Consider the following 25,920-nt stretch of genomic DNA (forward strand, 5'->3'; position numbering starts at 1 on the left):
CGGGAACAGGGCCCTCTGGTGTTTTTGGCTGGTTCGGGCTCCTACTGAAGGAGGCCTTCCGCAGTCACACTCCGATCGGGGAACGTCCCGCAGATGCGGGGTGTCGGGGGGAGAACACCGTGGCCACAGGTACGCCGGAGCCGGGGCACGTTACAGACGTTCCCCCGGCGCTGGGGCACGGGACCGCAGTGAAAGAAGCCCACTTCGTGGCAGCCCCCCTGCTCACGGCAGCAGCGCTCTCGTTGGCCGGCGTCGTCGCCGGAGCGGCGGACGAGTTCCTGTGGCCTGGTCCCACGCTGGTCCTGCTGGTGATCACCTCGATGACGTTGATCTTCAGCATGCAGCTCAGCTACAACGCGCGGTACTACTTCTACACATACGCCGAGCTTTGTGAGTGGTTCAAAGGGCAGGGGGACGGCTCCGCGCCCGAGCCCTACGTCCGGTCCCAACACCGACTCGCCATGCGCATGTGGGGGACACGCAACACCAGGGCAGTGCGCTTCTACAACGTCGGCACCTTGCTGCTCGGTCTTGGCGTCGCGGCCTCCCTGGCCCCGCCCGACTGCGGCAAACAGGCCGTATGGCGCTGGACGGCGTCGGTCATCGTGTTGGTCGGCTCGATTGCGGACGCCGCCTGGGTTCTCAAAATGAAGCCGCCTTCCGGAGCGGACGAGATCCCGTAATGCGACCGAACTGGAGGAAAAATGCTGCACGACGCGGTACTCCCTGGCGCACGCATACTGGGCGAACCATGCCCCGCCTGCGGTGCGGAACTCCAATATCGAGCCACCGGTGCTCCCCTGCACTCACTCAGGTCCGCCGTCCGACTCCCCGACGCCTACCAGCAGGCGGTCGAAGGCAAGGATGCCGTCCTGACCAAGCAACTGCGGTCGGCACTGGGCTCCGTGGTCCATCGGCACATCTGGCGGAGCGGACAGCAGATCCCCTGCCCGTTCCTCCACCTGTCTCCTTGGTTGCTGGCGCAATGCAAGGAGTCCAAGGACGTGGACGCATGGCTTGAGGCGCTGAAGCCCTGGCTCCCCACTGCCGGGACGCAAGGCAATGGTGCCCAGGACTGATGCCCCTATGGACTGCCTGTGTCACGGCCTCGCTGCCGGGCGCGCCGGTGGTCGTAAGGCAGATCGGCTCCCCGCTCGCCGATGAGCTGGTCCGAGACGCGGAGGAACATCTCCTCTTCGGCATCAGGATCGGCCGGGAGACTGTAGTGCAAAGCCTCCAGCAGGTCGAAGCGGTACAGGTCGTAGGCCACGTGCATCAGTCCCGCGTACGACTGGGCCGCCGTCACGGCGCCTTTGTACGCGATCGCGGCAAGGCCGAGGCCCAGGCCGCACAGCCACCATGACGACGGCTCGTCGTACAGCGCCAAGGCACCTGTTCCACTCAGCGCCAGGCATGACCAACAGAGGTTCACAGCCGCATCGAGGGCGTCACGGGAGGATCGCAGGAGCGCTGCGGCGCGCTCCGAGACTTGGAGGTACAACCGCGGCCATGAGGCCAGCGTTGCCAGACCGTACCGTTCCCCGGCAGAGATCTCTCCGGCTCGCAATGCGTTCCCCAGTGTGGTGGGCAACAGCACGTCCGCCGGTGGCTGAGCCGCGAGGCGACGCCGGGCATCGGCTTGTACACGCCGGGCGCCGGCACCGCGCACCGGCACATCGGCTCGCCTGGCCAGGGCGTCCCTACGTCGGCGCTGTAGTCCGATCATGAGGCTGGCGAGCACCGCCGTGAATGGCCAGCGGTCCCAGTAACCCTCGAGCACGCGCACGGCACGCACTTGGAACGGCTGGAGCAGAAGGCCCAGCATCAGCGCGCACACGGTGATCGTGAGGAGCACGCCCAAGGCGGTTGCCGGGCGCTCCGGCGGGACCGCACGCCAGTCGCTCCTGCCCTGGAAACTCCCCGCCCGCACCAGCGCCAACACCCCCGCGACGAACAGCGCGCACGGCGCGAAGTGCACCGACAGCACTCGTCGCACGAAGCCCGCCCTCCCCACACGCCACTGAGCGCTGTTCAGTATGGGGGGCGGACGTCCCCGGGCCGGAGGGAGGTACCGCTACAGCCGGCTCAGGATCACGCCGGCGAACACGTCCGGGGTGCATGAGTCGTACTCAGCGATCAATCCCCGATTCCGACCGATCATCGCCTTACCCTGACGATATGTCAGATGACGAGTCGTACGAGCATCTCGGGTTCGACAACGTACTGCTACCGGTCGGCGACCTCGCGGAAGCCGTCCAGTTCTACGAGCGGGCCGGGTTCACCGTCGGGTTTCGGCTCGATGAGGCCGGGATCGCGATCCTGAAGGTCGGGGGTGAGACGCCGGGGCTGTTGTTGCGGCAGGAGGAGGCCGTGGGGCATCGGCCGCCGCCGTGGCCGTCCCCGCGCGTGTGGCTGGAGGTGCCGGACGCGCGGGGCGCCGCGCGGGCGTTGGGCGGCAACGGCATCGACCCGCTCGACCCGCCCTTCTCCGTGGCGACCGGCTGGACCGTCGAGATCGCCGACCCCTGGGGGAACGTCATCGGGTTCACCGACTACTCCAAACGGCCGGAGCTCGCACGCAGGCCCTGACGGCGGTACCGGCCGGAGACGGCGTGACGCAGGCCTCAGTCAATTGAGTTGAACACGTTCAAACGCAGGGCCTACAGTCATCCCTGTCAGCGTTTTGAACGCGTTCAAGAAGGGGGAGGCCATGGACCGCACGGTCATCGCCTACGTCATCTACCTGGTCGTCAGCATCGCGCTCACCGTCTGGGTCGCCCGCACACTCAGCCGCAACGGACGGATCTTCCTCGCCGACGTACTGCGCGGCAACGAAAAGCTCGCCGACGCCGTCAACCACCTGCTCGTGGTCGGCTTCTACCTCGTCAACCTCGGCTTCGTCGCGCTGTATCTGAGCGACGACGACACCGTCCTCGACACCCGGGGCATCTTCGAGGCCCTGTCGACCAAACTCGGCGTGGTGCTGCTGGTGCTCGGCGTGATGCACCTGGCCAACGTCTACGTACTCAACAAGATCCGGCGGCGCGGGATGCTGGAGCGCCAGCAGGTGCCCCCGGTCGCACCGCAGGACTGGGTCGCCCCGTCGGCCGGGGCCTGAGCGGGGCCGGCATGGCAGTCGACCCAGCCGCCGGAAAGGCCCCCGGCGCAACCACCGGCACGGCCGCCCACCAGGCGGCCGGCGCCCCGGTCCGCGGCCTCACCGTCCTGTACGACGCCCAGTGCTCGCTGTGCACCTTCCTGCGCGACTGGCTCGTACGGCAGCCCCAGTTGGTGCCGCTGGAGATGGTGCCGGCCGGGTCCGAACGGGCCCGGCGGCGCTTCCCCGGCCTCGATCACGGGGCCACCCTCGACGAGATCACCGTCGTGGGCGACGCCGGGCAGGTCTACCGGGGCGGCGCCGCCTGGATCGTCACACTGTGGGCGCTGCGCGAGCACAGGGGACTCGCGCATCGCCTGAGCACCCGGTCCGGGGCGCCGCTCGCCAAGGCCGCCGTACTCGCCGCCGCCAAGTGGCGGGGCGGCCAGTGGGGCGGGCGGGCCTACCGACGGGACGACGGATGGACGTACGCCCCGAGTCGGGGCTGGACCTACAACCCGCCGGGATGCGCGGACGGCACCTGCGCCACCAAGTGACGGGGCCGGTGGCGGGACGGATCAACCCGGCCTGAACGGCTCGCCATTCCCCCTCGTTTCTGGCATGCACCCTTCCAAAAGCGCGCTCGGGTTGGCACTCTGCCTCAGGTTCTCCACTCCGCACTCGCACCGACTGTCGGTTGCCGGGCGGCCATCCGGTCGTCCGGTCCCCCCATCGCAGAAGGAGTACGCGTGAGAGGCATACCCCGGACTCGCCGGATCCCCCGTATACCCCGCCCCGTTCTCGGCGCCCTGGTCGGCGTCACCGCGCTGCTCACCGCGGGCACCCTCGCCACCCCGGCGGGCGCCGCGCCGAAGCCCGACTCCCCGAACGGCGTCCGCTCGGTGACGGCCGGCGCACAGCAGCAGGCCCGTGACTTCTGGACCGCGGAACGGATGCGCGAGGCGACCCCGCTCGACCTGGTGGACGTCAACGGCCACCACGACAGCGGCTCGGCGCCCCGCAAGGGCGCGGCGACCACCGTCGCGCCCACCGCCCCGGCCGCGGCGGCCGGTGAGCAGACCACCGGCATCGGCCTGATGGCCTTCCCGAACGGCGGCGGTCAGTGGACCGGCGGCGGAGCGGTCGTCTCCACCGCGGGACGAGTGTTCTTCAGCTACCAGGGCCGTACGGCGTCCTGCTCCGGCAACGCCGTCACCAGCAACAACAAGAGCACCGTGATCACGGCCGGCCACTGCGTGAAGCTGGAGGGCGCCTGGCACACCAACTGGGTCTTCGTGCCCGGCTACCACGACGGACAGGCCCCCTACGGCCGCTGGAGCGCGTCGAAGACGCTGTCCACCCCGCAGTGGACGGCGAGCGAGGACATCAACTACGACGTCGGCGCGGCCGTCGTCGCCCCGCTGGACGGCAAGCTGCTGACGGACGTCGTCGGCGGGCAGGGGCTGGCCTTCAACACCGGCTACAACCTGCGCATGTACTCCTTCGGCTTCCCGGCCGCCGCCCCGTACGACGGCGAGAAGTTCATCTACTGCAGCGGCACCACCAACCGGGACTTCCTGCTGTCCAACGACCACGGCATGAACTGCAACATGACCGGCGGCTCCAGCGGCGGCCCCTGGTTCACGCAGTTCGACGAGGCCACCGGCAAGGGCCTGCTGTCCTCGGTGAACAGCTTCAAGTACAACTTCCTGCCGAACCGGATGTACGGCCCCTACTTCGGCGCCGACGCCCAGAACCTGTACCAGACGGCACAGACCTCCTGACGGTCGGCCGAAACGGCACTCGTTAGGCTCTCGTTCCGTGTCCTCGAAGAACGACAGCCCTGAACAGGGCGACGCACCCAGCAAGTCCGAGCAGACCCGTGCCCTGATCCTGGAGACGGCCATGCGGCTGTTCCAGGAACGCGGCTACGACAAGACGACGATGCGGGCGATCGCCCAGGAGGCCGGGGTCTCCGTCGGGAACGCGTACTACTACTTCGAGGGCAAGGAACACCTGATCCAGGGCTTCTACGACCGGATCGCCGCCGAGCACCAGGCGGCGGTCCGGGACGTCCTGGCCCGCGAGACCGACCTGGAGGCACGGCTCGCGGGAGTGCTGAAGGTGTGGCTGGACATCGCCACGCCGTATCACGAGTTCGCGGTGCAGTTCTTCAAGAACGCCGCCGACCCCGACAGCCCGCTCAGCCCCTTCTCCCCGGAGTCGGAGCACGCGCGCGTGGAGGCCATCAGCGTCCATCGGCAGGTGCTGGCGGGTGCGACGAAGACCAAGGTGCCCGAGGAGCTCCGGGACGTCCTGCCGGAGCTGATGTGGCTCGCCCAGATGGGGCTCGTCCTGTACTGGATCTTCGACCGTACCGAGGGCCGCGAGCGCAGTTACCGGCTCGCCGAGCGGGGCGCCCGGCTGACCGCGCGGGGCGTGACGCTGGCACGGTTCCGGGTACTGCGTCCGCTGGTGCGCGAGGTGCACGACCTGTTCACGGACTTCCTGCCGGGGATGACCCACGCCATTCCGGACCCCGCCAAGAGGAAGGCCGACAAGGGGGCGCCCGCCGAGGACGAGCGCCCCTGAAACCGTCTCGCGCCGAGATCAGTTGACGGCGTCCACCTCGCCCTCGGCCAGCTCGACGTCGTACACCAGCGGCCCCTGCGTCACGACCACCTGTCCCGCCCGGGAGCCGTACGACTCGGCGCTCGCCGCCAGCAGATACGTCCCCGGCGCCGGCACCGAGACGATGTACGAGCCGTCCGCCAGGGACGTCACCCCGTCCAGCCGGCGCCCGCCCGTCGTCAGCAGCGTCACCGCGGCACCCTCGACCGGTTCACCGTCGGCGCCCCGGATGAACCCGTGGACCACCGAGGACCGGCCCGCCGGGACCGGTTCCGCCTCCTGGGCCACCGGCTCCTCCTCCTTCGGCTCGACCGCGAGGTGCGGCAGCCGCTTCTCCAGCCAGCCGGGCAGCCACCAGTTCGCGTTGCCGAGCATGTGCATCGCGGCCGGCACCAGGGCCGTACGCAGGATGAAGGCGTCCAGGGCGACCGCCGCCGCGAGGCCGATGCCCGCCATGGCGCCCTCCATGTCGCCGCTCAGCACGAACGCGCTGAACACGCAGATCATGATCAGGGCGGCCGAGTTGATGACCCGACTGGTCTCCGCGAGGCCGACGCGCACCGCGCGCGCGTTGTCCTTCGTGTGCACCCACTCCTCGTGCATCCGGCTCACCAGGAACACCTGGTAGTCCATGGAGAGGCCGAACAGCAGGGACAGCATGATGACCGGCAGGAAGGACGTGATGGGGCCCTCCTTGCCGACGCCGATCAGTTCGGTGCCCCAGCCCCACTGGAAGATCGCCACCAGGACACCGAAGGACGCGGCGGCCGCGATGAGGTTCATCAGCGCGGCCGTCAGCGGCACCACCAGCGAGCGGAAGGCCACCATCAGGAGCAGGAAGCCCAGCGCGATGATCGTCGCGACGAAGTACGGCAGTCGGTCCGCCGTCACCGACGCGAAGTCCTTGAAGACCGCCGTCACCCCGCCGACATGGGCCTCGGAGCCCGACTGCGGGATCACGTCGTCGCGCAGGCGGTCGATGAGCCGGTCCGTCCGCTCGGACTGCGGTGAGGTGGCCGGGACGACCTGGATCACCGTGACCCCGTTCGCGGGCGGCAGGGCGGCCACCTGGGCGACGCCCTCGGCCGACTTGATGCCGTTCACCAGGCCGGGCGGCGCGTCGCCCTCGACGACCACCTGGAGCGGGCCGTTGACGCCGGGGCCGAAGCCCTCGGCGAGCAGGTCGTAGGCCTGCCGGGTGGTGGTCGTCTCCTGGTGGTTGCCCTGGTCGGTGGCGCCGAGGCGCAGCGACAGCACGGGGATCGCGAGGACCGCCATGACGACGACGGCCATGGCCGCGACGGGACGCGGGCGCTTTTGGACGTACGACGACCAGCGCGCCGCGAGCCCGCTCGACTCGGCCGGTTCCGGTCCGGCGGCGGCGAGCCGGCGCCGCTGTGCGCGGCTGAGCACCCGCATGCCGAGCAGACCGAGCAGGGCCGGCAGCAGGGTGATCGCGGCGAGCACGCTGAGGACCACGGTGAGCGAGGTCGCGACGACCACGCCGTCCAGGAACCGCATGTTCATCACCAGCATGCCGGCGAGCGCGATGCACACCGTGCCGCCCGCGAACAGCACCGCCCGCCCGGAGGTGTTGAGGGCGGTCACAGCCGCCTCCTGCGGCTTCATGCCGCGCAGGATGCCGCGCCGGTGCCGGGTGACGATGAACAGGGCGTAGTCGATGCCGACGCCGAGGCCGATCAGCGAGCCGAGCAGCGGGGCCACTTCGGGCACGTCCGTGACGTGGCTCATCAGCATCGTCGCGATCATCCCGGTGCCGACGCCCGCGATCGCCACGACGATCGGCAGCAGCATCGCGAAGAGCGAGCCGAAGGCGAGGAACAGCACGACCGCCGCCGCGAGGATGCCGACCGCCTCCGCGATGCCCTGCGGCGGCTCCTGAGTGCGGGCGATGGCCTGGCCGCCCAGCTCGACCTGGAGTCCGCCCTGTTCGGCGGCCTGGGCCGTGTCGACGACGTCCTCGATCACCTCGATGGGGATCGCGTTCGCCTGCTCGGTGAAGGTGATCTGGGCGTAGGCGATCCGCCCGTCCCGGCTGATCTGCGCGGCCCCTTGTGCCGCGTAGGGGTCGGTGACCTCGCCGACCCCCTTCATGCGCCCGATCTCCGCAAGCGCGGGCTCGATCCGGGACCGTACGGAATCGTCCCGCACCGAGCCCTCGTCCACCTTCCACACCACCGTGTCGGTGTCGCCCGCGCGCTCCGGGAAGGCCTTCTCCATCAGGTCGTACGCGGTCGTGGAGTCCGTGTTCGGGAGGGAGAAGACGTTCGCGTAGTTCGTGCCCGCGGCCGAACTCGCCGCGCCCAGGCCGAACAGCGCCCCCAACCACAGCAACAGGACCACCAGCCGGTGCCGATAGCACCACCGTGCCAATGCCGCCACGCTCAACGCTCCTTATTCGGTGTCGGTCGGTCCCCCAGGTCCTGGGCAACAGGATTGGCGGCGCCGCGCGCGCGTGGCAGGCGTCGGCCATGACTCTCAAGGAACTCCAAAGCGGGGAAGCCGCCCGGTTGTCAGTGGCGCCGCCGATACTGGGGGCATGACGACGGGTTCTGGCACGGTGCTGGTGGTGGAGGACGAGGAGTCCATCGCGGACGTCCTCGCCATCGCCCTGCGCTACCACCGGTTCGAGGTCATGACGGCGGGCACGGTCCGCGAGGCGCTCTCCCTGGCCGAGCGCACCGGCCCCGAGGTGGCGCTGCTCGACGTCATGCTGCCGGACGGCGACGGGCGGGCGCTGGGGCGGCAACTGCGGGTCCGGCGGCCGGACATGGCGCTGGTGTTCCTCACCGCCCGCGACGCGCCGGCCGAGATCGTCGGCGCCCTCGGCTTCGGCGACGACTACATCACCAAGCCGTTCGACATCGACGTGGTCGTCGCCCGGATCACGGCCGTACTGCGCCGCACCCGCCAGGCGGACGTGCTCCCGCAGCGACCACCGCTCCGATACGGCGACCTGGAGCTGGACGAGACGACGTACTGCGTGCGCCGCGCGGGCCGCACCGTCGAGCTCACCCCCACCGAGTACGCGTTGCTGCGCTTCCTGGTGCGCAACGGCGGCCGGATCGTGCCCAAGGACCAACTCCTGCGCCACGTATGGCAGTACGAGCACACCCCGCCCGAGTCGACCGTCGTGGAGACCTACATCAGCTATCTGCGGCGCAAGCTGGACGTCCTGGGACCGCCGGTGATCACCACGCGGCGTGGCGTCGGATACGGGCTGGCATGAGTCCGCCCTGGATCTCGCGCGTCGGCCGCCGGCGCGGCATCCACTCGCTGCGCGGCAAGCTGACGCTGGCCAATGTGGCCCTGCTGGCCGTCGGCATCGCCGTCGCCACCGCGATCAGCCTGATGACGGCGCGTTTCTACCTGCTCGACAAGGTCGACACCGAACTGAAGAACGCGCGCACCACCCTGGGGAACGCCGGGTTCACCCTGCGGCAGATCGAGTCGCTGAGCGAACTGGGCATCGCGCTGGACAAGTTCCACGACGGTGGATCGCCGGACACGGATCCGCTGCCGAGCCCGTCCATGGTGTACGTCGCGGTCGGCGCCGCCGGGAAGCCGGTCGCCCTGGGCCCGCTGGAGCCGACCCCGCGCCAGTACGCGCTCGCCGCCGCCGCGCGGGACCCCGTCGCCCTCGCCGCCGACGAGGAGCCGAGGGATGTGAAGGTCGAGGGCGACCGGTACCGGATGGCCGGCGCGCGGCTGACGGACGGCACCGTGGTGCTCATCGCCATGCCGACCGAGGGCCTGCACGAGGGCATGGGCAAGGCGCTGCGGATGGACCTCGCCGTCGGCACCCTGCTGCTCGCCCTGCTCGCCTGCCTGACCATGTTCAGCGTGCGCCGCCGGATGCGGCCGCTGGAGGACATGGTGGAGACCTCGTCGGCGATAGCCGAGGGCGATCTGACCAGGCGCGTGCCCTCCAGCCGCGACCCGACGCTGGAGGTGGAGCAGCTGCGGGTCGCGCTCAACTCGATGCTGCACCAGGTGGAGTCGGCGTACCGCACGCGCGAGCGCAGCACGGCCCAGCTGCGCCGCTTCGTCGGTGACGCCTCGCACGAGCTGCGCACCCCGCTGTCCGCGATACGCGGCTACCTCCAGCTGTACGACAAGGGGATGCTGCCGGAGCCGGCCGAGCGCAAGCGGGTCTGGGAGCGGATGAACGGCGAGGTCGACCGCATGGGGCGGCTCGTGGACGAACTGCTCACCCTGGCCCGGCTCGACCAGCGACCGGAGCTGCGTTTCCGGAACGTCGACCTGAGCCGTCTGGTGCGTGACGCCGCCGACGATCTGCGGGTGCAGCAGCCCGAGCGGCCCATCACGGTCGGGGCCGACGGCGCCCTGCTGGTGCGCGCCGACGAGTCGGGGCTGCGCCAGGTGCTGGGCAATCTGGTGAGCAACGTGCGCATCCACACGCCCGCCGATGTGCCGGTGCGACTCGGCGTGGAGCGGGTCGACGGGGTCGTACGCCTGTGCGTCGAGGACAAGGGGCCGGGGCTGTGCGAGGAGGACGCGGCGCGGATCTTCGACCGGTTCTTCCGGGCCGGCGGGGGTGCGGGCAGCGGGCTGGGGATGGCGATCGTGCACGGTGTGGTCGAGGCGCACGGCGGAGAGGTGGCGGTGCGGACGGCGCCGGGCGAGGGGCTGACCGTCACGGTGGTCCTGCCGACGGGGGCGGCTTCAGGGTCCTAGCGCGCCCGGCGGTCTCATGGGTTCGCGTGGGCGAGGATCAGCGCCCACACCGTCTTGCCGTGGCGCCCCCGGCTCCACACCCCCCACGCGGCGGCCAGGTTCTCCACCAGGTGCAGGCCCCGGCCGGTCTCCGCCCACTCCCCCACCGCCCGTAGCCGGGGCTCCAGTTGACCCTCGTCCGACACCTCGATCAGACAGGAGCCGTCGGCCAGCGCGGTCACGGCGACCTCGAACTCCCGCTCCACCAACGGGCCGTGACGCACCACGTTGGTGGCCAGCTCGGAGACGAGCAGCACCGCGTCCTCCAGCGCCGGATCGCGCGGCCCGTGCCCCCAGTCGGCCAGATGGTCACGGACCCGGCGCCGGGCCAGACCCACGGACGCCGGGTGCCGGGGCAGCCGGAAGGCGTTGCGTCTCACCACGTTTGCTCCTCACCCCACGCACACCTCCGCCACATGGTGCAGCGCCGAGTGGCCCCACGGCATCCCCGGGGGGACTGTCAAGACCGCCGGATCGCGTCAGATCCAGCTGAGTCTCCAGAGGCGGAAGACACCGGTGCCGTCCGAGAGGTACTGGCCTCCCCCGATCTGCTCGCCGGAGACGACGTACTCCTTGGCCTGCCACAGCGGGATCACCGGGACGTCGCGGGCGACGGCCCGCTGGAGGGAACCGAAGTCCTTCACCGCCTCGCTGCGGTCGGCGTACTGCTGGCTGGCCGTGATCAGCTCGTCCACGGCCTTGTCGCTGTAGCCGGTGTTCATGGTGGCGCCGGTACCGACGAGCGGACCGCCGTAGGTGTCCGGGTCGGGGAAGTCGGCGACCCAGCCGACGGCGTACGCGTCGAGCTTGCCGCCGGCCCAGCGCTTCTGGAAGTCGGTCCACTCGTAGCCCTTGACGGTCACCTTGAACAGGCCGGTCGACTCCAGCTGCTGCTTGATCTCCGCCGCCTCCTCGGCTCCGGAGCCGCGGCCGGCGCCGTAGCCGTAGGTGAAGCGGACGGGCAGGCTCACGCCGGCCTGGGTGAGCAGGGCGCGGGCCTTGGCCTTGCTCAGCTGGGGGTAGGTGTCGAAGAACGACGTGGTGTGGCCGGTGATGCCCGTCGGGATCAGCGAGTACAGCGGGTCGACGGTGCCCTTGTACACGGTCGCGGCGAGCTTCTCGCGGTCGATCAGCCAGGCCATGGCCTGCCGGACGCGGACGTCGTGCAGGGGTGAGCCCTTGCGGGTGTTGAAGTACAGGTTGCGGATCTCGGAGCTGTCGGCCTCGGAGACGCGCTGGTCCGGGTCGGCGGCGTTCAGGCCCGCCAGCACGGCGGGCGGCAGCGTGCGCGTGGCGACATCGACCTGCTTCGCCTTCCATGCCCGGTCGAGGGCGTTCCCGTCGGCGTAGTAGCGCAGTTCGACCGGGCGGCCGTTGCCGCCGACCGCCCCCTTGTACGCGGTGTTGGGGGCGAGGGTGGCGCTCTTGCCCTTCGTATACGCGGTCAGGGTGTAGGGGCCGGAGCCGTCGACGGCGTTGTCGGTGCGCAGGGCGTCGGCCGGGTACTTCTCCCGGTCGACGATGGCACCCGCTCCGGTCGCCACCTTGAGCGGGAACGTGGCGTCGGGCGACGTCAGATGGAAGATGACCGTACGGCGGCCCGTGCTCACCGAGGCCAGGGTGTCCAGCAGGGAGGACGGACCGACGTCCGACTTGATCCGCTTGACCCGGTCGAAGGAGTACTTCACGTCCTCCACGGTCATCGAGCGCCCGCTCGGGAAGGTCAGGCCCTCGCGCAACTGGCACTGGTAGGTGGTGAGGTCGGAGCCGGCGAAGCCGCAGCTCTCGGCGGCGTCGGGCACGGGTGCCGCACCGCCCGGCTCGAAGGTGAGCAATGACTGGAAGACGTTGTTGAACAACGCCCAGGAACCCGCGTCATAGGCGCCGGCTGGATCGAGCGACGTGACGGCGTCCGTCGTACCGACCGTGATGGTCCTGTCCTCGTTCTGCTGCGACGGCAACAGTTGCCAGCCGCCCACTCCCACGGCCGCCAGTACCAGCAGCGTCGCGAGAATCCGCATGCGAACCGAACGCATGGGTGTGCCCTCTCCCCGGCCCTCGACGGGCCCCGCATGAGCAATGGAATACGCCACTCCCCTAAGTGGCGCGCACACCTAATCACACGGATTTCATCAGGGGGAAGGGGATTCTGACGACATGAGAAAGAACTTACCTACGGGCGTTTCCGGCAGATTTCACAGGGCGTTCACAGAGTCGGGGTGGCGTCCGGCTCAGGCCTGACGGGAAGCCAGCTCGATCACCGTGATGTCCGATTCGGCGCCCACGCGCGTGGGCGGGCCCCAGGCGCCCGCGCCCCGGCTGACGTACAGCTGGGTGTCCCCGTACCGCTCCAGGCCGGCCAGGGTGGGGTTCGCCAGCTCCGCGACGAGGTTGCCGGGCCAGAGCTGGCCGCCGTGGGTGTGGCCGGAGAGCTGGAGGTCGACGCCGTGGTCGACGGCGTCGTGGATCTGCACCGGCTGGTGCGCGAGGAGCACGCACGCGCGCGCTCTGTCCCGGTCGCCGAGGGCCTTGGCGAAGTCGGGGCCCTGGCCCTCGCTCTCGCCCGCCACGTCGTTGACACCGGCCAGGTCGAAGTGGGGCAGCTCGGTGCGCGCGTTCTCCAGCGGGCGCAGACCCAGCCGGCGAACCTCCTCGACCCACTGCTCGGCACCCGAGAAGTACTCGTGGTTGCCGGTGACGAAGTACGCGCCGTGCCGCGCCCTGAGCCCGGCGAGCGGGGCCGCGGCCGGGCCGAGGTCCTTCACGCTGCCGTCCACCAGGTCGCCGACCACGGCGATCAGGTCGGGCTGCGTGCCGTTGATCGTGTCGACGACCTTCTGCGCGAAGCCGCGGCCGAGCACCGGGCCCAGATGGATGTCGCTGACGACCGCGATCCGGAAGCCGTGCGCCGCGCGCGGGAGCTTGGCCAGCGGGACGGTGACCCGCTTCACCTTCGGGCCGTTCAGCACGCCGTACGTGCCGTAGCCGACGGTTGCGACGGCGGCCGTGGCGGCGGCGCCGGCGAGGACCCGGGAGACGAAGAGGCGACGGGTGGGTCCCGTGGTGTCCGGGGCGGAGGGCGGGCCGGACGCGGGCGGGGGTGGCTGGCTTTCGGCCGACTCCGGCTCGGGGGGCCCGGCCGCCGACGCCCCGGCGGGCACGGGCATCGGCTCGGGCACCGCCTCCGTCTCCGGCACCGACTCCCTGACCGCCTCCTGTGTGCGCGCCCGCCGTGCGAGCCGGCGGCTCAGCAGGGGTCGTACGACCTCACCCGCCAGCACACCCAGCAGCAGGTACATCGCCAGGGCCAGCCACAGGAAGCCCGGCCAGGCCAGGACCTGCTGGAGCCAGAACGGCGCGCCCGAGCGCTCGGCGACCAGGGCGCCAACCGTCAGCGCCCATCCACCCGCTATCACCACCACGCCCGCGCGGCGCACGAGCCCGGGTGCCCGGGTGGTGTCGCGGAACAGCCGACGCCACAGCCACCAGTTGCCCGCCACCAGGACGGACAGCACGAGCAGCGCGACGAGCGCGAAGACGATGACCACTCGGACGTTCCCTTTCGTCTGTGTGCTGAGTGAACGCCCGACGCGGTGGCCGAGTTCCTATGACGTCCGGCGCAGTGCGCGCACTCCGCGCAACCCGATGGCCCCTACGACCGTCCCCAATACGAAGGAGACGACGGCGAGCAGCAGATGCACCCAGAAGTACGCCGTGGGGTGACCGTCGTCGAACGCGAGCCCACTGCTGTCCTTGATCAGGTTTTTGACGAAAGTGACCCAGATGACCCAGCTCCACACCCCGAAAGCGAGCAGGAACCAGGAGACGGGGCGACTGAGCTTCATGAGTTCAGTATCGCGACCGGCTGTCCGGTCCTTCGAGCGGGGTGGGGGCAGAAACGGGACTTCCATGGGAACGGCATGTACGTTCTCGCTCGTGCCCGCACCCCAGAAGACCGCCAGGCGCGCCCTGCTGGTCACTTCCGCCGTCCTGTCGTCCCTCGCGCTGACCGCGCCCGTCTCCCACGCGGCTCCCAAGCCGACACCGAGCACGAGCCCGTCGGCCACGCCCCCGGCGAACATGTCGATCGTGGGCGGCGAGCGGCTCGGGCGGCCCGGCACCCAGGTGAACCTCGCGAGCGGCGTCCCCGTGCTGCCCAAGGACCTGACCGCCCGCTCCTGGGTCGTCGCCGACGCCGAGACCGGCGAGGTCCTCGCCGCGCACAACCCGCACTGGCGGCTCGCGCCCGCGAGCACCATGAAGATGCTGTTCGCCGACACCGTGCTGCCGAAGTTCCCGAAGACGACGAAGCGCAAGGTCGACCCGTCCGACCTGGCGGACGTCGGGTCGGGTTCCAGCCTGGTCGGCATAAAGGAGGGCGAGACGTACTCCGTGCACGACCTGTGGCTCGGGGTCTTCCTGCGTTCCGGCAACGACGCCGTGCACGTGCTGTCGAAGATGAACGGCGGCATCGCGAACACCGTCAAGGACATGAACGCGCACGCCGCGGAACTCCAGGCGCTCGACACCAACGTGGTGTCGCCCGACGGCTACGACGCCCCGGAGCAGGTGTCGTCGGCGTACGACCTGACGCTGATCGCGCGTTCCGGCCTCCAGAAGAAGGACTTCCGCGAGTACTGCTCGACGGTCAGCGCCAAGTTCCCGGGCGCGACGACGAAGAACAAGAAGGGCAAGTCGGTCCGCGGCACCTTCGAGATCCAGAACACCAACCGGCTGCTCTCCGGCGACAGCGACGTCCCCGTCTACCAGGGCATCGCGGGCGTGAAGAACGGCAACACCACCAACGCGGGCGCGACCTTCACGGGGGTCGCCGAGCGGGGCGGCAAGGTGCTGCTGGTGACGGTCATGAACCCGGAGAAGAGCGAGCACAACGAGGTCTACAAGGAGACCGCGCGGCTCTTCGACTGGGGTTTCCAGGCGGCCGGCAAGGTGCAGCCGGTGGGTGAGCTGGTGCCGCCGAGGAGCGCCGCGCAGGCGAGCGCCCAGCCGGGTGCGAACGACGCCGGGCAGGCCGGGGGCAGCGGAGCCGGCGAGAAGTCCTCCAAGGCGGCGGTGGGCGCCTCGGCCGCGAACGGTTCGAGCGGCATCGGGATCGCGCTCGGGATCACGGGCGGGGCACTGGTGCTGCTCGCGGCCGGCGCCTTCCTGATCAACCGCCGCTGGCCGCTGCCCGACCTGGTGCGCCGCCGGGGCCGCTCCTGACGTCGGGTTTTTGGGGCTCGGCGGCGGTGTCCTCGGACTCGGCGGCCGGGCCCTCGGCGTCGCTGTCCGGGGCGTCGGCCTCATCGGCGGGGGCCTCGGGTTCGTCCGCGTCGGCGGCTGCGATGTCGTCCTTGCTCGGCGTCGCCGTCCAGGCGGAGCAGAACACCACCAGCTTCGACGTGAAGTTGATCCACAACAGCAGGGCGACCGGCACTCCGAACGCGCCGTACATGCTCTTCGTGGCCACGCCCTGCATATAGCCGCTGAGCAGCAGCTTCAGCAGTTCGAACCCGATCGCGCCGATCAACGCGGCCACCATCAGCCGGCGACGCGGCGGCTCCACTCCAGGCAGCAGGGTCAGGACGTAGAGCAAGAGCAGGAAATTGGTGAGTACGGCCACCAGGAACGCGGCGATCTGCAACAGGACCCCGCCCCAGCCGCCCTCGTCGAGGCCCACCTGCCGGGTGGTCCAGCCGACCAGGGCGGAGGCGAGCGTGGAGGCCGCGACCGTCACCAGTACGGCGCCGCCGAGACCGACCAGGACGCCCGCGTCCTTGACCTTGCGCAGGAGGGGGTTCTCCTCGGCGTCGGGCAGCTCCCACACCGCGCGTAGGCACTCGCGCGTGGAGCCGACCCATCCGATGCCGGTGAACAGCAGCACGGCGGCGGCGATGAGGCCGACGGTGCCGGCGTTCTGGACCAGCGCGTCGATGTTCAACTGGTCGGCGATACCCGGCACCTGGTCGGTGAGCTTGTCCTCCAGCTTGTTCTGCTGCTCCTTGCTGAGCGTCGCGGCGGCGATCGCGGCGGCCAGGGTGAGCAGCGGGAACAGCGCGATGAAACTGGTGAAGGTCATCGCGGCGGCGAGCCGCGTCCACTTCACCCGCTCCATGCGCTCATAGGAGTGCCACGCGTGCGTGGTCATCAGCCAGGTCGCCGCCGACCCGACGACGGGAAGCCTCTTCAGCCAGTCCATGATCCGTCTCTGCCCTTCGCGGGGAAGACCAATGTCCGTGTGCCCCAAAACCGCAGGACGGTAGCCGACGCCATGCCGATTCCGGCCCCCGACACGGTGTCCACGCGCTGCGAGGTGTACCCGAGGCCGTAGTGGCTCACCGCGAGGCACAGCAGTTGTACGACCGCCCCGGCGACGCTCACCGCGACGAAGACGGCGTAGGGGCGCGGCCCCCTCGGGCGGGCGTGACGATAGGTCCCGCGCGCGTTGGTGGGGGTGGGGGTGGCGGTGGGGGTGCGCTGTGGGTCATGGGCCCCCGCCGGCTTCCCCACGCGCGCGTGCCGGCCGTTCGCTCCCGGCTCCCCCACGCGCGCGTGCCTACCAATCAGCCACCGCCAACCCGTACAACGTCAGCCACACCACGCCGATGAAGGCGAGCGCCCGGTCGCGCAGGACGACTTCCTCGGGCTCGCCCGCCGTCCCGCGGTCGGCGAAGAGGGCGTAGCTCAGGACCGCGAGGATGAAGGCGACCATGGACAGCTGACGCCAGGGCAGCAGGCCGGTGTGCGGGTCGCCGCCCTCCTCCAGGGCCCACAGGCAGTAGCCGAGGACGGCGCCCCCGGCCACCGGCTGCCAGACGAAGCGCAGATGGCCGGTGGTGTACGCGGTGAGCAACGCGCGCGTGGCGCCCGCCTCCCCTGCCATCTGCACGGCCTGGGAGTAGCGCTTGGCGGTCACCATGAACAGCGCCCCGAAACCCGGTGGTGATCAGCAACCACCGCGACAGCGGGATGCCGAGCGCGAGCCTGCCGGCCATGGCCCGCATCACGAACCCCGCGGTGACGACGGCGAGATCCAGGACCAGGACGTGCTTGAGGCCTACGCAGTACGCCAGTTGCATGCCGACGTACACCGCGAGCAGGACCGCCACCCCGGGTGAGGTCAGCAGGGCCGCGACGACCGGCGCGAGCACGGCGAGGACGCCTCCGACGACGTACGCGACCGGTACGGGAACCTGTCCGGCGGCGATCGGGCGGTGCCGCTTGGTCGGTGCCGCTTGGTCGGGTGCGCGCGGTCCGCTTCGGCGTCGCGGGCGTCGTTGATCAGATAGACGGCGGCGGCGCAGACGGTGAAGAGCGCGAAGATCAGGGCGAGTTGGATCAGAGCGTGGGTGGTGAAGAGCCGCCCGGCGGCGGCCGGGGCCGCGATGACCAGGAGCGCTGCTTCCGGGCCGCGTGCGGCACCGGTCAGGGGCGCGGCCTCAGGCACGGGCGCCTCCTCGCTCGCATCCAGGTCGCCCCCATGCGCGCGGTCAGTGCCCCCCGAGTGCGGGCCGAGGGTGCGTACGCGGGCTTCGACCTGCGCCGGGCGCGGGCGGCGCAATCACCCTTTTCACCCCCATGCTGACGAGCTGCGCCCCGGCCGTGAGCGCCGCGCCGCGCCACCAGACGCCCCGGCGTCCGCCGTCCACCGCGGCCCCGGCGAGGCCCGGCCCCTGTCGTCGAGGTGATCCATGGGGACTCACTGTTCACGCCCACCTCAACCGAACTACGACAATATTGGGCGACATCCCATTAATCACCCATTTCGGGGAGAGCAGGAATGTTTCAGAACTGATCGCCCATCGAGGGACGCTACGGTCGCCGACATGTCTGCCGACACCGTCTCCACCTCCGTCTCCGGCTGGGGCCGCACCGCCCCCACCAACGCCCGTGTGATCCGCCCCAGGACGTACGAGGAGGCCGCGACGGCCGTCCGGCACTGCGGGGCCCGCGGAGGCATCCCCAGGGGCCTGGGGCGGGCGTACGGGGACGCGGCGCAGAACGCCGGCGGCACGGTGCTGGACATGACCGGCCTGGACCGCGTCCACGCGATCGACGCCGACAACGGCATCGTGCTGTGCGACGCGGGCGTCTCCCTGCACCGGCTGATGGAGGTGCTGCTCCCGCTCGGCTGGTTCGTGCCGGTGACGCCCGGTACCCGCTACGTCACGGTCGGCGGCGCGATCGGCGCCGACATCCACGGCAAGAACCATCACGTCTCGGGCTCCTTCTCCCGCCACGTCCTGTCGCTGGAGCTCCTCACGGGCGACGGCGAGGTCCACGCGGTCGGCCGCGGCACGCCCCTGTTCGACGCCACCACCGGCGGCATGGGCCTGACCGGCGTGATCCTCACCGCGACGATCCAGCTCCAGCCGGTGGAGACCTCGCTGATGACGGTCGACACCGAACGCGCGCGGGACCTGGACGACCTGATGGCCCGCCTGACCGCCACCGACGACCACTACCGCTACTCGGTCGCCTGGATCGACCTGCTGGCGCGCGGCGCGGCGACGGGGCGGGCCGTTCTCACCCGCGGCGACCACACGCCCCTGGAGGCGCTGCGCGAGGGCACGCGCGCGCGTAGGGACCCGCTGGCCTTCCGCCCCACCCGCCTGCCGGCCCCGCCCGCCGTCCTCCCGGAAGGGCTGCTCGGCCGCCGTACCGTCGGCTGGTTCAACGAACTCTGGTACCGCAGGGCTCCACGCGCGCGTACCGGCGAACTCCAGAAGCTCTCCGCCTTCTTCCACCCGCTGGACGGCGTGCCCCACTGGAACCGGATCTACGGCCGGGGCGGCTTCGTGCAGTACCAGTTCGCCGTCGGGCACGGCCAGGAGGAGACCCTGCGCCGGATCGTGCGCCGGCTGTCCGAGCACCGCTGCCCGTCCTTCCTGGCCGTCCTCAAGCGCTTCGGTGACGCCGACCCCGGCCTTCTCTCCTTCCCCCTGCGCGGCTGGACGCTGGCCCTGGACATCCCTGCCGCCCTGCCCGGCCTCGGCGCGTTCCTCGACGCCCTGGACGAGGACGTGGCCACGGCGGGCGGGCGCGTCTACCTCGCCAAGGACTCCCGGCTGCGGCCGGAGCTGCTCGCCGCGATGTACCCGCGCCTGGACGAGTTCCGCGCACTGCGCGCGCAAGCCGATCCGCGCGGGGTGTTCGTCTCGGACCTGGCCCGCCGCCTGGGCCTGTAGCACCCGCAATGCGCCCCTCGGACTCCCGGCACTCCCGCTGCTTCCGGAAGTCCCGCAACTCTCCAGCCCCTCGGCCGTCAGACCTCTAGGAGCCGTCATGAAGGACGCCTTCGGCCTCCCCCAGTCCCTGCTCGTCCTCGGCGGTACGTCAGAGATCGCGCTGGCCACCGCGCGCCGCCTGATCACGCGCCGCACCCGCACGGTCTGGCTGGCGGGCCGCCCCTCGCCCGCCCTGGAACAGTCCGCGGCGGATCTGCGCGCCCTGGGGGCAGAGGTGCGCACGGTGGCGTTCGACGCCCTCGATCCCGAGTCCCACGAGACCGTGCTCGGCAAGGTCTTCGCCGAGGGCGACGTCGACATGGTGCTGCTCGCCTTCGGGATCCTGGGCGACCAGGCGCGCGACGAGCGCGAGCCGCTGAAGGCGGTGCGGGTCGCGCAGACCAACTACACGGGCGCCGTGTCGGCGGCCCTGGTCAGCGCCGGCGCCTTGCAGTCCCAGGGCCACGGCTCGCTGGTCGTCCTGTCCTCCGTCGCCGGCGAGCGGGCCCGCCGCGCCAACTTCATCTACGGCTCCAGCAAGGCCGGCCTCGACACCTTCACCCAGGGCCTGGGCGACGCCCTGCACGGCACGGGCGTCCACGTCATGGTCGTACGCCCCGGATTCGTCCGCTCGAAGATGACCGCGGACCGCGAGGAAACCCCCCTGGCCACCACCCCGGAGGCGGTAGCGACAGCGATCGAGACCGGCCTGCGCCGCCGCTCGGAAACGGTATGGGTACCCGGCACCCTGAGGCTGGTCATGTCGGCACTCCGCCACGTACCGAGGGGCCTGTTCCGCCGCCTACCGGTATAGGCAACGAATACGGCGCCGCAGACGCGCCCCTATAGGGGCGCGGGGAACTGCGCGACCAACCACGCATCACCGGCAGCCAACGCACAACCCGCGCGCCCACTCCATAGGGGCGCGGGGAACTGCGCGACCAGCCACGAATCACCCGCAGCCAACACACAACCCTCCGCCCCCTCCACAGGGGCGCGGGGAACTGCGCGACCAGCCACAATGCACCCGCGCACAACAACACACCCCCCGCGGCACCAGCACCACGGCCCAACCGGCGGAGCTACGCCGTAGGGATGGACCCCCGGTCCACACGCCCCGCCTGCGGCGGTACCACCGACCCCCCGAAGGCGAAGTCCCGCAGCTTGCGCCACACGCCGTCGGCGCCCTGTTCGTAGAGGGCGAAACCGGTGCAGGACCAGGCGGCCTCGTAGTCGGCGAGCTCCTCGAAGGCGCGGTCCATCGACTCGTCGTCGATGCCGTGGGCGACCGTGACATGCGGGTGGTACGGGAACTGAAGTTCGCGTGCGACCGGCCCGGAGGCGTCGCGGACCTGCTTCTGGAGCCAGGTGCAGGCCTCCGCGCCCTCGACGACCTGGACGAAGACGACCGGCGACACGGGCCGGAAGGTGCCGGTACCGGACAGCCGCATCGGGAAGGGGCGCCCGGCGGCGGCGACCTCGACGAGGTGTGCCTCGATCGCGGGCAGCAGCGAGGAGTCGACCTCTGTCGGCGGCAGCAGCGTGACGTGCGTGGGGATGCCGTGAGCCGCGGCGTCGCCGAAGCCCGCGCGCCGCTCCTGGAGCAGGCTGCCGTGAGGCTCCGGGACCGCGATCGACACGCCGATCGTTACGGTCCCCACGTCGTCTCCTGTTCGTCTGTCGTGAGCTCGCCCGTCGCGAGGTCTCGTTCCGCGGTGAGCTCGTGCCCTGTTGGTGAGCGTGAGAGGCCGCATGTACGGCCACTCGGCTATCGACTGTACGGCCACGACCGTGCTGCGGGCAGGCGCAACCGTAGTGATGTGCAGCGCTGTGCGGTGGTACGACCGGATTCCGGCCGTTTGCCGGGCTGCGGGGTCAGTGCTTGGCGGGCAGGAAGCCCACCTTGTCGTACGCCTGGGAGAGCGTCTCCGCGGCGACGGCGCGCGCCTTCTCCGCACCCTTGGCCAGGATCGAGTCCAGCGTCTCGGGATCGTCCAGATACTGCTGGGTGCGCTCCCGGAAGGGCGTCACGAACTCGACCATGACCTCGGCGAGGTCCGTCTTGAGCGCACCGTAGCCCTTGCCGTCGTACTTCTGCTCCAGTTCCGCGATTCCCGCGCCCGTGAGGGTCGAGTAGATGGTGAGCAGGTTGCTGACACCGGGCTTGTTCACGGCGTCGTAGCGGATGACGGTGTCGGTGTCGGTGACCGCGCTCTTGACCTTCTTGGCGGTGGCCTTGGGCTCGTCGAGGAGGTTGATCAGGCCCTTCGGGGTGGACGCCGACTTGCTCATCTTGATCGACGGGTCCTGAAGGTCGTAGATCTTCGCCGTCTCCTTGAGGATGTACGGCTTCGGGACGGTGAAGGTCTGGCCGAAGCGGCCGTTGAAGCGCTCGGCGAGGTCGCGGGTGAGCTCGATGTGCTGGCGCTGGTCCTCGCCGACCGGGACCTCGTTTGCCTGGTACAGCAGGATGTCCGCGACCTGGAGGATCGGGTACGTGAACAGGCCGACCGACGCCCGGTCCGCGCCCTGCTTGGCGGACTTGTCCTTGAACTGGGTCATGCGGGAGGCCTCGCCGAACCCGGTGAGGCAGTTCATGACCCAGGCGAGCTGGGCGTGCTCGGGGACGTGGCTCTGGACGAAGAGCGTGCAGCGCTCGGGGTCCAGTCCCGCGGCCAGCAGCTGTGCGGCGGCCAGGCGGGTGTTGGCGCGCAGCTCGGCGGGGTCCTGCGGGACCGTGATCGCGTGCAGGTCGACGACCATGTAGAACGCGTCGTGGCTCTCCTGCAAGGCCCCCCACTGGCGGACGGCGCCGAGGTAGTTGCCGAGGTGGAACGAGCCTGCGGTGGGCTGGATTCCGGAGAGCACGCGGGGTCGGTCTGAGGCCATGTTCACCATTCTCTCAGGTCCGGCGGGCCGGTCCGGAACTGGTCGGAAACAGATGGGAACCGATCCGTCTTCCGCGGTGTAACAAGAGTGTGAGAACGCGGGAGGGGGGCCGCATCGTCGATGAGGCCGCGGTGATCGCACGCGTACGCGCCGGAGAGCCGGAGGCGTACGCGCAGCTGGTGCGGGCCCATACGGGCATCGCGCTCAGGGCGGCCGCGGCGCTCGGGGCGGGTGCGGACGCGGAGGACGTGGTGCAGCAGGCCTTCGTGAAGGCGTACTGCTCGCTGGGCCGGTTCAAGGACGGCTCGGCGTTCAAGCCGTGGCTGCTGGCCATCGTGGCCAATGAGACGAGGAACACAGTGCGTACGGCGGCACGTCAGCGCACGCTCGCCGGGCGCGAGGCCGCGATGGCGGAGGCGGAGCCGCTGATACCGGAGTCGGCGGACCCGGCGATGGCGGCGTTGGAGATAGAGCGCCGCGCCGCGCTCCAGGCCGCCCTGGACAAGCTGAGCGAGGAGCACCGTCTGGTCGTCACCTACCGCTATCTCCTGGAAATGGACGAGTCCGAGACGGCCCAGGCCCTGGGCTGGCCCCGGGGCACGGTGAAGTCCCGGCTGAACCGCGCGCTGCGGAAGCTGGGGCGACTGCTGCCGGACTTTCAGCCTCGGGAAGGGGGTGATGAGCGTGGGTGACGGACGGAAGCCGCACGACGATGACGGGCAAAGGGCGTACGAGGGTGAAGGGCGGCGCGCGTACGGCAGTGACGGCGCCGGTGGCGGCGAGCGCGCCGGTGGCCGGGGCTCCGGTGATCGTGGTCGGCGTGACGACGTGGCCCGGCTGCCCGAGGAACTGCGGGCGCTCGGACGCTCGCTGGACACCCGGGGTGCGGGGGACGGCGCCGAGACGATGGTCGAGCGGGTGCTCGGGCAGATACTCGCCGAGCAGGTGCCCGTGCCGGTGGCCGAGCCGCCGGGTCCGGCGGAGCGACTGCGCGCCGTGCGGCGCTGGACGCGGGTGCGGTGGCGCTCGCTGACCGCGACGCTGTGCGGTCTGCTGACGGTGCTCGTGCTCACTCCCCCGGTGCGGGCAGCAGTCCTGGACTGGTTCGACTTCGCCGGCGTCGAGGTGCGGTACGACCCTTCGGCCATCCCCTCGCCGGGCGCCGAGGTCCCCGGCTGCGGCCGCTCGGTCTCGCTGGCGCAGGCCGGGCGCCGGGCCGGCTTCGAGCCCCTGATTCCGGCGGAGCTCGGCACTCCGGACGCGGTCGCGGTAAGGGGTGAGTCCGGGGGTCGGTTCGTGGTGAGCCTGTGCTGGCACGAGGACGGGCGCACGATACGGCTGGACGAGCGGCGGGCGAGCCTGGACATCGGCTTCGAGAAGACGGTGCGCGAACCGCCGGAGTGGATCTCGCCGGGCCCGGCCGCCTCGCACGGCACCTCACCCGACCCGGCCCTGTGGTTCGCCCGACCGCACCTGCTGACGTTCTGGCTGGTGGACGGTGCCGGGGAACGCTACTCACGCGAGGAGCGGACGGCCGGCCCGACCTTGCTGTGGACCCGTCGCGCCGAGGGCGAGACCGTGGCGCTGCGGCTGGAAGGGGTGGCGTCGAAGGAGCGCGCCCTGGAGGTCGCGCGGTCGGTCGGGAAGGCCTCTGAGGTGGCCGATCGCAATCAGCGGCACCGGCAGTAGCCGGTCCAGGAGATCGCGGTCCGGAAATGCTGGTTCGGAGTGGGAACCCAGACGGGTCGGGCGGTGTACCAGAAGTGACACGCGGCTCGGGGACGGGCCGCACGGGGATGGCTCGGGTTGGGGGTTCGGATGTGGGGACGTGGAGACGGGCAGGGGCAGGGCTGGAAAGGCCGGTGTCGTGAAGTCACGGCATTGACCGGGTCGTTGGCGGCGGCCCTCGCCCTTCTGGTGTGGGGAGCCGCGGCTCCCGCGTCAGCCGGAGGGCCGACGAGCGTGCTCCTGGTGTCACCGGAGAGCACGGAGACGGCCGCGCTGTACTACTCCGACGAGGAGTACGGCGAGTTGGAGCGACTGCTCGGCGCACAGGGCGAGGGCACCCGTGACAAGCCGCCGGAGGCCGAGCTGACGGCGGCCCGCCAGATCAATGTCACCTGGATGGCCCACGACGTGTCGCCGTGGCGGCTCGACCGGGTCTATCCGGCCCACAAGGGGCAGGACGTCTGGATACACACCGCGGCGGACCTGGACATCACTGCGAACGGCGCCTGGCACCGTGCCGATCACCCCTCTCAGCTGCGCGCCCTGTTCAAGAAGCTGGGTCTGATGGGTGAGCCGTCGTCCGCAGGGCACGCGGCGATCCCGCCGGGCGCAGAGTCGCCCGGGACGGAGGAAGGCGCGGCGGACTCGCCTTCCACGTCTGCGGCGGACTCCGTGGACGCGGTGACCGCTGTCTCCCCTGCCGCGTCGGGGTCCCGCGAGGGCACCGACTGGTGGTGGGCACTACCGGGCGCGGCGGCCGGAGCGGTGCTCGCACTGGTCCTGCGTCCCTACGTCACTCGGCTGCCCCTGGAGCGCCTGCGGGGTGAGCCGGGGCCGAGGCAGGAGCTCCGGGACGTATGAGGGCCGGCCTGACTGGGGCGGTACGCGCCCTGCTCGTGGCCGTGTCCGCGGGGCTCGCTCTGTGGCCGACGGCCGCCACCGCCGAGGCCGCCCCGCCGCAGGTGCGGGACGACCCCGACGTGGCGATGGTCGTCGCGGGCGGCACGGGCCACACCAGGTCGTTGCACTCCGGCGAGCCGGCCTTCGCCCGACTCTGGCAGCTGTTGCAGCCGACGTTCGTCGGGACGGAGCGGGTGTCCGAGGACTGGGTGGAGGGACGTCATCCGCCGATACGGATCACGGTGGTGTGGGGGCTGACGGGAGTGGGTGGCTGGCCGCAGACGGATCGAGCGCCGGGAGAAGATGTGGCCGTGCGGCGGCAGGACCAGTTGTTCGTGGCCGGGGACGGCACACCCTGGGTGCGCTCGGATCCCGCGCCGGACCTGGAGGACGACGATATCCGCTGGCATCGGGCACCTCGCTCGGTCTTCGAGCGGCTGGACCTGGCTGGGCTGGTCGGCGAGTCGGAGGACGCGCTCGCCGAGAGCACGGCGGCCGGGGGCGACCGGGCCGGTCCGGGGCTGGGTGATGCCGGATGGGCGGTGGCGGGGCTGGCCGTCGGGTTCGCGGCGGGTGTCGGCGGCACGCTGCTGATACGCCGCGCGGCGGCCCGGCCGGAAGCCGGACCGCCGCGTCAGGAGCCACGCCACGAGTTGATCGATCTGGACCTGTGAGGTCATCGGCGCGGCA

The 25,920-nt window shown here is 70.9% G+C and carries 25 protein-coding genes and 2 pseudogenes; 16 read left to right on the forward strand and 11 right to left on the reverse strand.

All coding sequences use genetic code 11. The features are described from left to right. Nucleotides 1–206: 206 nt before the first annotated feature. The gene (locus ACIQWG_RS25005; protein WP_404099702.1) at nt 207–683 is read left to right on the forward strand and encodes a hypothetical protein; all 477 of its coding nucleotides are present in this window, start codon (nt 207–209) and stop codon (nt 681–683) included. A gap of 21 nt (nt 684–704) precedes the next feature. Next, complete coding sequence (locus tag ACIQWG_RS25010) at nt 705–1,079, forward strand: hypothetical protein (protein WP_404099704.1); 375 nt, start codon at nt 705–707, stop codon at nt 1,077–1,079. 5 nt (nt 1,080–1,084) lie between these two features. Here ACIQWG_RS25010 and ACIQWG_RS25015 read toward each other — a convergent pair whose 3' ends face one another. Further along, nucleotides 1,085–1,996 carry a hypothetical protein gene (locus tag ACIQWG_RS25015; protein WP_404099706.1) on the reverse strand — a complete coding sequence of 304 codons (912 nt, stop codon included), beginning with the start codon at nt 1,994–1,996 and terminating at the stop codon, nt 1,085–1,087. A gap of 182 nt (nt 1,997–2,178) precedes the next feature. Between ACIQWG_RS25015 and ACIQWG_RS25020 the strand changes: the two genes are divergently transcribed. The 5 genes from ACIQWG_RS25020 to ACIQWG_RS25040 all read left to right on the forward strand — a co-directional run bounded on the left by ACIQWG_RS25020 (nt 2,179) and on the right by ACIQWG_RS25040 (nt 5,689). After that, nucleotides 2,179–2,589, forward strand: coding sequence for a VOC family protein (locus ACIQWG_RS25020; RefSeq protein WP_404099708.1), 411 nt, complete (start codon nt 2,179–2,181; stop codon nt 2,587–2,589). 121 nt (nt 2,590–2,710) lie between these two features. Further along, complete coding sequence (locus ACIQWG_RS25025) at nt 2,711–3,118, forward strand: hypothetical protein (RefSeq protein ID WP_404099710.1); 408 nt, start codon at nt 2,711–2,713, stop codon at nt 3,116–3,118. An 11-nt stretch (nt 3,119–3,129) separates the two neighbouring features. Continuing rightward, complete coding sequence (locus ACIQWG_RS25030; RefSeq protein WP_404099712.1) at nt 3,130–3,654, forward strand: thiol-disulfide oxidoreductase DCC family protein; 525 nt, start codon at nt 3,130–3,132, stop codon at nt 3,652–3,654. A 192-nt stretch (nt 3,655–3,846) separates the two neighbouring features. Then, entirely contained in the window at nt 3,847–4,881 is a 1,035-nt protein-coding gene (locus tag ACIQWG_RS25035; protein ID WP_404099714.1) for a trypsin-like serine peptidase, read from the forward strand. 37 nt (nt 4,882–4,918) lie between these two features. Further along, nucleotides 4,919–5,689, forward strand: coding sequence for a TetR family transcriptional regulator (locus ACIQWG_RS25040; RefSeq protein WP_404099716.1), 771 nt, complete (start codon nt 4,919–4,921; stop codon nt 5,687–5,689). A gap of 18 nt (nt 5,690–5,707) precedes the next feature. On the opposite strand, the gene ACIQWG_RS25045 is transcribed toward ACIQWG_RS25040, so the two are convergent. Continuing rightward, nucleotides 5,708–8,122, reverse strand: a complete 2,415-nt coding sequence (locus ACIQWG_RS25045; RefSeq protein WP_404100356.1) for an MMPL family transporter — start codon at nt 8,120–8,122, stop codon at nt 5,708–5,710. Between the two features lie 166 nt (nt 8,123–8,288). Between ACIQWG_RS25045 and ACIQWG_RS25050 the strand changes: the two genes are divergently transcribed. Both ACIQWG_RS25050 and ACIQWG_RS25055 read left to right on the forward strand, forming a co-directional pair. Beyond that, nucleotides 8,289–8,978, forward strand: a complete 690-nt coding sequence (locus tag ACIQWG_RS25050) for a response regulator transcription factor (RefSeq protein ID WP_404099718.1) — start codon at nt 8,289–8,291, stop codon at nt 8,976–8,978. Further along, on the forward strand, nt 8,975–10,447 hold the full coding sequence (locus ACIQWG_RS25055) for an ATP-binding protein (protein WP_404099720.1): 1,473 nt from the start codon (nt 8,975–8,977) through the stop codon (nt 10,445–10,447). The genes ACIQWG_RS25050 and ACIQWG_RS25055 overlap by 4 nt, the downstream gene beginning before the upstream one ends. 14 nt (nt 10,448–10,461) lie before the next feature. Here ACIQWG_RS25055 and ACIQWG_RS25060 read toward each other — a convergent pair whose 3' ends face one another. The 4 genes from ACIQWG_RS25060 to ACIQWG_RS25075 form a co-directional block, all read right to left on the reverse strand. Continuing rightward, nucleotides 10,462–10,869 (reverse strand): ATP-binding protein, encoded by a 408-nt coding sequence (locus ACIQWG_RS25060; RefSeq protein WP_404099722.1) that lies wholly within the window; start codon nt 10,867–10,869, stop codon nt 10,462–10,464. A 96-nt stretch (nt 10,870–10,965) separates the two neighbouring features. Further along, on the reverse strand, nt 10,966–12,522 hold the full coding sequence (locus ACIQWG_RS25065) for an ABC transporter substrate-binding protein (protein WP_404099724.1): 1,557 nt from the start codon (nt 12,520–12,522) through the stop codon (nt 10,966–10,968). 195 nt (nt 12,523–12,717) lie between these two features. Continuing rightward, nucleotides 12,718–14,034 (reverse strand): metallophosphoesterase, encoded by a 1,317-nt coding sequence (locus ACIQWG_RS25070; RefSeq protein ID WP_404099726.1) that lies wholly within the window; start codon nt 14,032–14,034, stop codon nt 12,718–12,720. 57 nt (nt 14,035–14,091) lie between these two features. Further along, on the reverse strand, nt 14,092–14,331 hold the full coding sequence (locus ACIQWG_RS25075; protein ID WP_404099728.1) for an SCO4848 family membrane protein: 240 nt from the start codon (nt 14,329–14,331) through the stop codon (nt 14,092–14,094). A gap of 91 nt (nt 14,332–14,422) precedes the next feature. On the opposite strand from ACIQWG_RS25075, the gene ACIQWG_RS25080 reads away from it, so the two are divergent. Beyond that, entirely contained in the window at nt 14,423–15,709 is a 1,287-nt protein-coding gene (locus ACIQWG_RS25080; RefSeq protein ID WP_404099730.1) for a D-alanyl-D-alanine carboxypeptidase family protein, read from the forward strand. Here ACIQWG_RS25080 and ACIQWG_RS25085 read toward each other — a convergent pair. From ACIQWG_RS25085 to ACIQWG_RS25095, 3 genes and pseudogenes are all read right to left on the reverse strand, one after another. Beyond that, nucleotides 15,657–16,685: a YihY/virulence factor BrkB family protein gene (locus ACIQWG_RS25085; protein WP_404099732.1), complete on the reverse strand. Its 1,029-nt coding sequence runs from the start codon at nt 16,683–16,685 to the stop codon at nt 15,657–15,659. The two genes, ACIQWG_RS25080 and ACIQWG_RS25085, sit on opposite strands and share 53 nt — an antisense overlap. Continuing rightward, nucleotides 16,673–16,933: pseudogene (locus tag ACIQWG_RS25090) on the reverse strand (GtrA family protein); the annotation flags it as partial. The gene ACIQWG_RS25085 and the pseudogene ACIQWG_RS25090, both read right to left, overlap by 13 nt. Before the next feature lie 109 nt (nt 16,934–17,042). Further along, nucleotides 17,043–17,933, reverse strand: a pseudogene (locus tag ACIQWG_RS25095) (decaprenyl-phosphate phosphoribosyltransferase). Between the two features lie 379 nt (nt 17,934–18,312). On the opposite strand from ACIQWG_RS25095, the gene ACIQWG_RS25100 reads away from it, so the two are divergent. Next, on the forward strand, nt 18,313–19,674 hold the full coding sequence (locus tag ACIQWG_RS25100; RefSeq protein WP_404099734.1) for an FAD-binding protein: 1,362 nt from the start codon (nt 18,313–18,315) through the stop codon (nt 19,672–19,674). Between the two features lie 97 nt (nt 19,675–19,771). After that, a complete protein-coding gene (locus ACIQWG_RS25105; protein ID WP_404099736.1) occupies nt 19,772–20,527 on the forward strand; it encodes a decaprenylphospho-beta-D-erythro-pentofuranosid-2-ulose 2-reductase in 756 nt (251 codons plus the stop codon). A 268-nt stretch (nt 20,528–20,795) separates the two neighbouring features. Here ACIQWG_RS25105 and ACIQWG_RS25110 read toward each other — a convergent pair whose 3' ends face one another. Both ACIQWG_RS25110 and trpS read right to left on the reverse strand, forming a co-directional pair. After that, nucleotides 20,796–21,374, reverse strand: a complete 579-nt coding sequence (locus ACIQWG_RS25110; protein ID WP_404099738.1) for a 2'-5' RNA ligase family protein — start codon at nt 21,372–21,374, stop codon at nt 20,796–20,798. A gap of 214 nt (nt 21,375–21,588) precedes the next feature. After that, nucleotides 21,589–22,602 (reverse strand): tryptophan--tRNA ligase, encoded by a 1,014-nt coding sequence (gene trpS / locus ACIQWG_RS25115; RefSeq protein ID WP_404099740.1) that lies wholly within the window; start codon nt 22,600–22,602, stop codon nt 21,589–21,591. Nucleotides 22,603–22,691: 89 nt separating this feature from the next. Here trpS and ACIQWG_RS25120 point away from each other — a divergent pair, with 89 nt between their 5' ends. From ACIQWG_RS25120 to ACIQWG_RS25135, 4 genes are all read left to right on the forward strand, one after another. Next, the gene (locus ACIQWG_RS25120) at nt 22,692–23,294 is read left to right on the forward strand and encodes an RNA polymerase sigma factor (RefSeq protein ID WP_404099742.1); all 603 of its coding nucleotides are present in this window, start codon (nt 22,692–22,694) and stop codon (nt 23,292–23,294) included. Continuing rightward, nucleotides 23,281–24,291: a hypothetical protein gene (locus ACIQWG_RS25125; protein ID WP_404099744.1), complete on the forward strand. Its 1,011-nt coding sequence runs from the start codon at nt 23,281–23,283 to the stop codon at nt 24,289–24,291. The genes ACIQWG_RS25120 and ACIQWG_RS25125 overlap by 14 nt, the downstream gene beginning before the upstream one ends. A gap of 282 nt (nt 24,292–24,573) precedes the next feature. Then, entirely contained in the window at nt 24,574–25,191 is a 618-nt protein-coding gene (locus tag ACIQWG_RS25130; protein WP_404099746.1) for a hypothetical protein, read from the forward strand. Further along, complete coding sequence (locus ACIQWG_RS25135; protein ID WP_404099748.1) at nt 25,188–25,904, forward strand: hypothetical protein; 717 nt, start codon at nt 25,188–25,190, stop codon at nt 25,902–25,904. Before ACIQWG_RS25130 ends, ACIQWG_RS25135 begins: the two co-directional genes overlap by 4 nt. Nucleotides 25,905–25,920 lie beyond the last annotated feature (16 nt).

The organism is Streptomyces sp. NPDC098781 (assembly GCF_044759995.1).
Lineage (GTDB): Bacteria > Actinomycetota > Actinomycetes > Streptomycetales > Streptomycetaceae > Streptomyces.

Coding starts and splice junctions, on each gene's coding strand:
- ACIQWG_RS25010 (WP_404099704.1), top strand. CDS start 705: ATGCTGCACGACGCGGTACTCCCTGGCGCACGCATACTGGGCGAACCA.
- ACIQWG_RS25020 (WP_404099708.1), top strand. CDS start 2,179: ATGTCAGATGACGAGTCGTACGAGCATCTCGGGTTCGACAACGTACTG.
- ACIQWG_RS25025 (WP_404099710.1), top strand. CDS start 2,711: ATGGACCGCACGGTCATCGCCTACGTCATCTACCTGGTCGTCAGCATC.
- ACIQWG_RS25030 (WP_404099712.1), top strand. CDS start 3,130: ATGGCAGTCGACCCAGCCGCCGGAAAGGCCCCCGGCGCAACCACCGGC.
- ACIQWG_RS25050 (WP_404099718.1), top strand. CDS start 8,289: ATGACGACGGGTTCTGGCACGGTGCTGGTGGTGGAGGACGAGGAGTCC.
- ACIQWG_RS25055 (WP_404099720.1), top strand. CDS start 8,975: ATGAGTCCGCCCTGGATCTCGCGCGTCGGCCGCCGGCGCGGCATCCAC.
- ACIQWG_RS25065 (WP_404099724.1), bottom strand. CDS start 12,522: ATGCGTTCGGTTCGCATGCGGATTCTCGCGACGCTGCTGGTACTGGCG.
- ACIQWG_RS25075 (WP_404099728.1), bottom strand. CDS start 14,331: ATGAAGCTCAGTCGCCCCGTCTCCTGGTTCCTGCTCGCTTTCGGGGTG.
- ACIQWG_RS25085 (WP_404099732.1), bottom strand. CDS start 16,685: ATGGACTGGCTGAAGAGGCTTCCCGTCGTCGGGTCGGCGGCGACCTGG.
- ACIQWG_RS25100 (WP_404099734.1), top strand. CDS start 18,313: ATGTCTGCCGACACCGTCTCCACCTCCGTCTCCGGCTGGGGCCGCACC.
- ACIQWG_RS25105 (WP_404099736.1), top strand. CDS start 19,772: ATGAAGGACGCCTTCGGCCTCCCCCAGTCCCTGCTCGTCCTCGGCGGT.
- trpS (WP_404099740.1), bottom strand. CDS start 22,602: ATGGCCTCAGACCGACCCCGCGTGCTCTCCGGAATCCAGCCCACCGCA.
- ACIQWG_RS25125 (WP_404099744.1), top strand. CDS start 23,281: ATGAGCGTGGGTGACGGACGGAAGCCGCACGACGATGACGGGCAAAGG.
- ACIQWG_RS25135 (WP_404099748.1), top strand. CDS start 25,188: ATGAGGGCCGGCCTGACTGGGGCGGTACGCGCCCTGCTCGTGGCCGTG.